This is a genomic window from Gracilimonas sp., assembly GCF_031581265.1.
GTDB lineage: Bacteria > Bacteroidota > Rhodothermia > Balneolales > Balneolaceae > Gracilimonas.
In genome coordinates this window covers 87,015-94,091 of record NZ_JAVLBQ010000009.1, presented here as the reverse complement: position 1 = coordinate 94,091, position 7,077 = coordinate 87,015, and the positions used below count along the sequence as shown (strand labels likewise).

The window sequence follows — 7,077 nt, the reverse complement described above, 5'->3', positions numbered from 1 at the left end:
TCAGAACTGCCCGAACTTCTTTTCGGGTGGAGTCTCGCAGCATGGCATCTAAGCCTGAAAACGGTTCATCCATTAAAACCAGTCTTGGTTTTGGTGCTATAGCCCGCGCCAGAGCTACTCTCTGCTGTTGTCCACCGGAGAGTTCATCCGGCATGCGGTGTTTATATTTCTCCATACCCGTGCGACAAAGAACTTCTTCGGCAAGCACCGGCCTTTTTTTACGCTCAATTTCTCGCAATGCAAATGCTACATTATCCAGTGCTGTCATGTGGGGGAACAATGCATAATCCTGAAAAACAAAACCGATTTCTCTGTCTTGGGGTGGGACTCTTTTCTGAGTACTTTCTACCAGTTCTTCTTCAATGTATACCTCCCCTTCTTCGCACTGTTCGAAACCCGCAATGAGTCGTAAAGTGGTAGTTTTTCCGCAGCCAGAGGGTCCTAATAAAGCAAATATCTCATTCTTTCCGACATCAAAACTGACATCATTAACTACAGGGCCGCTTTGGTCAAACGATTTTGTAAGTCCGGTTATTTGTAAAAGAGGTTTTTCCATGCATTTTCTGAACCAATAAAAAATCATTTAGATTCAGTCTATATAAGATAAGGACTATTTAGGTCTTTCTGAAAGTTTAGATACGTCAATATTTGTGAAACAGAGTGGGATGATGTAAGTTTAATTTATAAGAATAAAACTATTTACAACCATCAATTTAACTTTAGGAATCATGAAAAAATTAGGGATTTACACGCTGTTACTCGCTGCTGCTTTACTTAGCATCCAGGCATGCGGCCCCAGCGAAGAAGAACGACAAGCCGCTGAGCAAGCCAGACTTGATTCATTACAACAAGTTCAAGAACAGCGAATAGCTGAAATGATGCAAGCCCGGGAAGATAGCTTAGCTCGTGTAAACAAACAGGAACAAATTACCGAAGAGGAAGCACAACCTCAGTTTTCTGAAGACGGAGAATACGCCGTTCAGGTTGGAGCTTTCAGGTCTGAAACACAGGCAAACGAATATAGGGATCAGCTCAGGGAGCGTGATTACCCGAGTGTTTATACGGTAAAAATAGGAGATGAAGCCACCGGAGATATTTGGTTCAGGCTCAGAGTCGGGTTTTTTGAAGCAGAACAAGAAGCCGAAGAATTTGGACAGGAATTGGGAAGTGAATTAGATACCGGGTATTGGGTTTCACAAGTTGAACGAGCTGATAGCTAAATCAAAAAATACGGCAGGAATTTATAGTTGTCTCTCTCCCAAGCATTTGCTTAATTAAAGATGCGCTCAAGTAGCGTCTCTCTTGATGAATAGTCAGGGCATTGCATATGAAAAATGCAATGCCCTATTTTTTTGCATCTTTTTTTTTCAACATTCGTAATCCTCTACCCTTAAAACTTTTCTAATTCTTTGGTTTACGTTATTATGCGACCTCAACATTATTCAGAAACTATAATTTAAGCGAAATGAAAAATTTCAGCATCGCTACTCGCCAAAAAGGCAATGTAACTGTACTGGATATCAGCGGTGAGCTGGATGCTCATACAGCTTCCCATCTTGAGAATGCCTTAAAATCGTTGATCGAAGATGACAACTATTCCATAATCGTAAACTGTTCCAAACTCGATTACATAGCCAGCGCCGGATTGGGTGTTTTTATGGCATACATTGAGGATGTGCGAAGTTTAGGGGGAGATATAAAGCTAACGAACATGAACGACCGCGTCTATAATGTTTTTGATCTGTTGGGCTTCCCTACCTTATACGATATCCTTGAAGATGAAAAAGAAGCGTTACAGAGCTTTGACAATTAAGAAGTAGCAGAATACCGTGGCAGGAACAAAACAAATACAAACCCTATCTGTTGATGCTTCTACAGAGCACCTGGCAGAAGTACGTGATTTTGTAGCTGCCCACGCCGAAGATATAGGACTCAGCGACAAGGTCATTTCAGATATTCGCCTGGCCGTTGACGAAGCATATACCAATATTATTAAACACGCCTATAAAAATACCCCTTCCGAAAAAGTTGATATTGAGATTGGTTCTGATGCTACCCAGCTTTGGATTTCATTGATGGACCGGGGAGAAAGTTTTGACCCCAGCACCTACAGTGAGCCCGACCTTATGAAACGCATTAAACAGAAGAAGAGAGGGGGAATGGGCGTGTATCTGATTCGAAAAGTAATGGACCAGGTGCAATACAATCGTAAGGGGAAGAAAAATGAAATCCGAATGGTCAAAAAACTCTGACGCCACGTGGATAAAAAGATGAGCCTTTCAAATACTGAAGAGCGTCAAAGTCGGTTTGAACTTCGAACCCTTCTCGAGACAAGCCGAATGCTGATTGAGTCGCAGGAACCGGATTTTGTTCTGAATAATTTGTTGCTTATAACCATGGGGAAATTGTTAGTCCCTAAGGGTATGATCCTGATAAACCAGGGTCCGGACGATCATTACCAGGTCAGTAAAATCAAGGGGAAAAATCATCTTAATGAGGATGACACCGTTCAGCTTTCTTTTAACGCTGAGGCCTTGGAAACGTCCGTTTTAGAAGGGAAAAAATACCCGGAACTCATGGAGAAAATAGGCCTGCAGGAAGAAAGTATCCTATTTAACCTGAGAACTACCAATCATCATCTTGGGTTTTTGTGTTTAGGTCCCAAGGGTACCAAGCAACCTTTTACTGAAAGCGAACTTGAGTTTATTGAAAGCCTAACAATCATTTCATCCGTTGCTATTGCAAATTCGCGAATGTTCCAAGAGTTGCGAAGAATCAACAGGAAACTGGATCGTAAGGTGCACGATTTACATACCCTTCTTGAACTCAGCAAAGACTTTAACCTGATGGTTGATCAGGATGAAATCGCCCGTACTTTTAAGTTTGCCATGCTGGGACAAATGCTTATCCGAACCTTTTTCTTTGTTTTGGATGTAGAGGGTGAGAAATCAGTTATTGCAAGCAGTGGCCTCAAAGAAAAGCCCTCTAAGAAAGACATAAACTCTCTATTTGAACTGGATGATGTTTTCTATTGTGATCAAGAGCATGACTGTCCTTTCCTGGATAAGAATGGTATTCAGTTGGTCATAGCACTTCGGTTTCAAAATGAAAAGATCGGTGTGGTTGGTGTTGGGGCTCCTGCCAACAAGGAAGAGTACAGCCGGGAGCAAGTCGATTTTCTGCAATCCCTCGGAAATTTAGCCTTATTAACAATTCAAAAAACTCTTCTTCTTGAAGAACAGATCGAGAAGAAGCAGATGGAAGAAGAGCTTAACCTTGCTAAAACCATTCAAGAAGGATTGCTCCCATCCCCGGTTCCGCAAATTGAGGGATTTGACCTGGAAGGCACCAATATTTCATCCCGACAAGTGGGCGGCGATTATTTTGATGTGGTTGACACTCCCGATGGCGGACATATATTAGCTATCGCTGATGTAACCGGCAAAGGAGTTCCTGCCTCACTGCTTATGGCAAATCTTCAGTCTATGTTGCACGCCCTCGCTCCTATTGATATTACCCTTTCACAAGCCACCGGAAGTATCAACGATATCATTCATGACAATACTCCTGCTGATAAATTTATCACCTTTTTCTGGGGCAAAATTTCAAGTGATGGCACATATTTAGACTATGTTAATGCCGGGCACAATAATCCACTTTTGTTCCATAAAAATGAAGATGAACCTAAAGAGTTAGATGCCGGTGGAGTAATTTTGGGTGCAATGCCTACTATGGCTCCCTACGATTCCGAAAGAATTGAATTAAAGCCCGGCGACTTGCTTGTTTGCTATACCGATGGAGTAACAGAAGCTATGGATCCGGATCAAACCGAAGAATATGGAGAAGAGCGCTTAATTGAGTGTATGAAAGAAAATCGGGATAAATCCTCCAGGGATATCATGAATGCAGTCATCAACGACATTAAAGATTTTTCTGATGGTGTTCAGTATGATGACATTACCCTGCTGATCTTAAAAGCTAATTAAAGGTCTGAATACCTAACACACCTCTTCCCGTAGACTGTTTCATCTCATTATAAGCAAGGATTGTTTGATAGGTATCGTAGCGGTTCATGATTTCATTAACATAACGCACCGTTTCTATCCCTCTGCAAAAACCGTAGCGTGCATTTTGATAATATTTCCGCTGCATCAATTTCAATAATGCATCTGAAATATTTTCCCACTCGTTAGGATCTTTATTATGATCAATAGCTAATCTACGGGCATCTGCAAGATGTCCCTGCCCCACATTATAAGCCGCCAATGCAAACGACCATTGATTTGTCGAATCCATGTAAGCATAATGTTTTAGGTGGGATTTTAGAATTTTAGCCCCTTCCCGAATATTTACTTCAGGAATGTATAGCGAGTCCGGCGAAATTTCAGAAAATCGGGGCAGCACCTGCATAATACCCACCGCTCCGGCCCAACTAACCGAAGACGGATTAAATCGGGATTCCTGGGCAGCTATAGCCGTAAGCATCACCCAATCTAAGTCATATTCATCAGCTATTTGCTTAATCATTTCATCATAAGGAGAAATGGTGCTGTACTGATTTCCCTGATAATTGGGGCTGAAGTAATCCGCAATTTGATTGCCTGACTCAAAATATTTTTTCCTAAGTACATTCAGGAAAGCTGATCTTTTGGGCTCACCATCTTCATTGAACCTAAAATGTTTATATAAAAACTGGTTTAACTGATGTTCAAGATCCGGCGCATTTTTTCGAATGGCCCAGGCGATGGTATCACTTTCAGCAATCAGCGGTCCTTTAACCAACCCGGTCATATATTTACTTGCTGCATCATAGATATTATTGTCAGCAATGGTAGCCTGATATTCTCCATCAGCAACCTGGAAAAGTGCTGTTTCGGTGTCTACATCTTCAGGAATGGTATTTATTACAATAGGAAAGCCCTCTTCCTTTAGCTCTTGCAATCTCACATAATAAGAACTGTTCCTGCGGACACTGATAGGTATTCCTTCAAGTTCAGTAATACTCTCGGGCTCAAAACCCAAATCATCGGAAACCACTACCAACTGATCGACTAAGTTATAAGGCCTTGTGAAATTGACGACCTGCCTTCTTTCCGGGGTAATGGTGTAGTTGGCGGCTATAATATCACCGCGACCACTATTTAACAGATCATAGGGACTTTCACCGGGTCCCGGAATGACTACTTCCAGAGCTAAATCATTTTCTTTGGTGAATGCTTTTAACAATTCATATTCGAAACCAACCTGTATACCCAGATATAAGAAATAGGAACCGGAGCTGTAGCTGGTTATCATCCGCAAAATGCCTTCGTTTTTAATCTCCGCAAAATCTTTTTCGACCGGTTCAGTCACAGAAACAGATAAGGAATTTCCCGTACGTGGTGTAGGCTCTGATGTCTCAGAACAACTTACGAGGAGCATTAGACTGCATCCACTAAGCAGTATGTACCTCGACAAACCAACAATATGATTTTTAGTTGAAAGCATGAATTTCGGTGTTCTTCATTATTATAAAAACGATAATAAATCCAATTCCAGATGCTAAAATTATACTATTATCAATTACGGTTAATTTTTTGTCTTATGCTAATTTTTTGAACTCAACTTCTCGGTAAACGTTTTTAGTATTTAAAAGACTCAAAGCCTCAGTAAAACATTGTCGTCCTTTTATTTAGATCAGGTACCCCAGAAGTTCTTAAGAAATACAGGCTAAATTAAGTTTTTCTTAAGATTGATTTCTCTGATGTTTTGGCTTCTTTTTCCAGGTAAGCATCACTCCAACCAGTGTTACAAAAATAGCCACAAATGATAAAATGGCGGGCAGCTCACCTAATATGAAGAACGCCAGAACCGTTGCAAAAATAGGCTCCGTTAAAATAAGTGTGGATAAGAGTGTTGGAGAGACAAATTTTACTGCATAATTCAAAGAACCATGCCCCATAAGTTGTGGTCCTACCGCTAAAGCCATTCCAACCCAAAATACTCTGCTGTCAATTTGCTCAGGCAGACCTTCAACTACCAATAAAATGATCACACAGGTTGCTGCAGCATATCCATAGACGGGGAATACATATCCCAGCCAGGATCGGTTCTGTCGTACTTTTCTGCCAATTAAAAAATAAACGGCAAATATGGCTGCTGCTGCAAAGGCCATCCCGTTTCCTAAAGCAGGGTTTGCAAAAGTAGTAGCGGCGTTATAGTCAGAAACGCTAAGTAGCACAGAGCCTGCAAAAGCTACAAAAACTCCTATCCATACAGTTGGAGCAAAATTCATTTTGAATAAAACTCGCTCAGCCACAATCAGCATAATGGGATGAATGGTTACCAGCACCGAAGCCGATGCAACTGACGTGTAATACAGTGAGCTTATCCACAAGGTAAAGTGTAATCCTAACGCAATACCGGCTAAGGCCATCCATTTGTTGTCACTCCCTACGGCTTTCACATCATATTGATTGCTGTTTTTTTGATAAAGGTACATGGGAACTAACATCAAAAATGCACCCACTGTGCGAATGGCTACTAAAAGAAGTGCTGAGTAATCGGTAGCAAATTTTACTAATACAGGGGCAAAACCAAAGGTAGTTAACCCAATGGCAAGGATAGAGTAAACTTTGAGTTTAGAGTAGGATTGAGTCAAAATATGTTATCGAATTCTATCCATGGAGCGAACTAATTCTTCGTCTTTTCGAATGAACCGCACCGCGAGCATTTGAAATACCAACCCTAATAATACCAAGCCGGTGCCAAGGGTTTCATCCCATAAATAGGTTCCAAATCCACCTAACGAAAACAAGATGCCTATACAAAAAGCAAAAGCTACAATCTGAATAAGAGCCGAGCGCTTGATCCATGAAATTTGATTCGGACGGTTATTATATAGAAAAATGCTCACTACATTTATGATTACAGGGATAATCAATGAACTTGCCAGGCCAATTCCAATCCATAGTTGAGGATCGTTCATTGCCTTCTCATAAATAGCAGTGAAATAAGCTGAGAAATTTAACAGAGATGCTATAGCTAAAAATACGGTTTGAGGTCTTTGTATCACGGAAGTTTTTTGTTTTGAAGTTT

8 protein-coding genes are annotated in these 7,077 nt (G+C 41.0%); 4 read left to right on the top strand and 4 right to left on the bottom strand.

Going from position 1 to position 7,077, the window contains the following annotated elements; all coding sequences use genetic code 11:
* On the bottom strand, positions 1 to 556 hold a 556-nt coding region (locus RI561_RS05430; protein WP_395079209.1), incomplete at its 3' end, for an ABC transporter ATP-binding protein.
* A gap of 172 nt (positions 557 to 728) precedes the next feature.
* On the opposite strand from RI561_RS05430, the gene RI561_RS05425 reads away from it, so the two are divergent.
* From RI561_RS05425 to RI561_RS05410, 4 genes are all read left to right on the top strand, one after another.
* Positions 729 to 1,220: an SPOR domain-containing protein gene (locus RI561_RS05425; protein WP_395079208.1), complete on the top strand. Its 492-nt coding sequence runs from the start codon at positions 729 to 731 to the stop codon at positions 1,218 to 1,220.
* A 245-nt stretch (positions 1,221 to 1,465) separates the two neighbouring features.
* Positions 1,466 to 1,813 carry an STAS domain-containing protein gene (locus tag RI561_RS05420; protein WP_395079207.1) on the top strand — a complete coding sequence of 116 codons (348 nt, stop codon included), beginning with the start codon at positions 1,466 to 1,468 and terminating at the stop codon, positions 1,811 to 1,813.
* A 16-nt stretch (positions 1,814 to 1,829) separates the two neighbouring features.
* Positions 1,830 to 2,252: an ATP-binding protein gene (locus RI561_RS05415; protein ID WP_395079206.1), complete on the top strand. Its 423-nt coding sequence runs from the start codon at positions 1,830 to 1,832 to the stop codon at positions 2,250 to 2,252.
* Positions 2,253 to 2,258: 6 nt separating this feature from the next.
* Positions 2,259 to 3,986: a PP2C family protein-serine/threonine phosphatase gene (locus tag RI561_RS05410; protein WP_395079205.1), complete on the top strand. Its 1,728-nt coding sequence runs from the start codon at positions 2,259 to 2,261 to the stop codon at positions 3,984 to 3,986.
* Here RI561_RS05410 and RI561_RS05405 read toward each other — a convergent pair.
* The 3 genes from RI561_RS05405 to RI561_RS05395 form a co-directional block, all read right to left on the bottom strand.
* On the bottom strand, positions 3,979 to 5,487 hold the full coding sequence (locus tag RI561_RS05405; RefSeq protein ID WP_395079204.1) for a transglycosylase SLT domain-containing protein: 1,509 nt from the start codon (positions 5,485 to 5,487) through the stop codon (positions 3,979 to 3,981). The genes RI561_RS05410 and RI561_RS05405 overlap by 8 nt on opposite strands.
* 238 nt (positions 5,488 to 5,725) lie before the next feature.
* The gene (locus RI561_RS05400; RefSeq protein ID WP_395079203.1) at positions 5,726 to 6,640 is read right to left on the bottom strand and encodes a DMT family transporter; all 915 of its coding nucleotides are present in this window, start codon (positions 6,638 to 6,640) and stop codon (positions 5,726 to 5,728) included.
* Positions 6,641 to 6,646: 6 nt separating this feature from the next.
* A complete protein-coding gene (locus tag RI561_RS05395) occupies positions 6,647 to 7,054 on the bottom strand; it encodes a DUF4293 family protein (RefSeq protein WP_395079202.1) in 408 nt (135 codons plus the stop codon).
* Between the last annotated feature and the right edge of the window lie 23 nt (positions 7,055 to 7,077).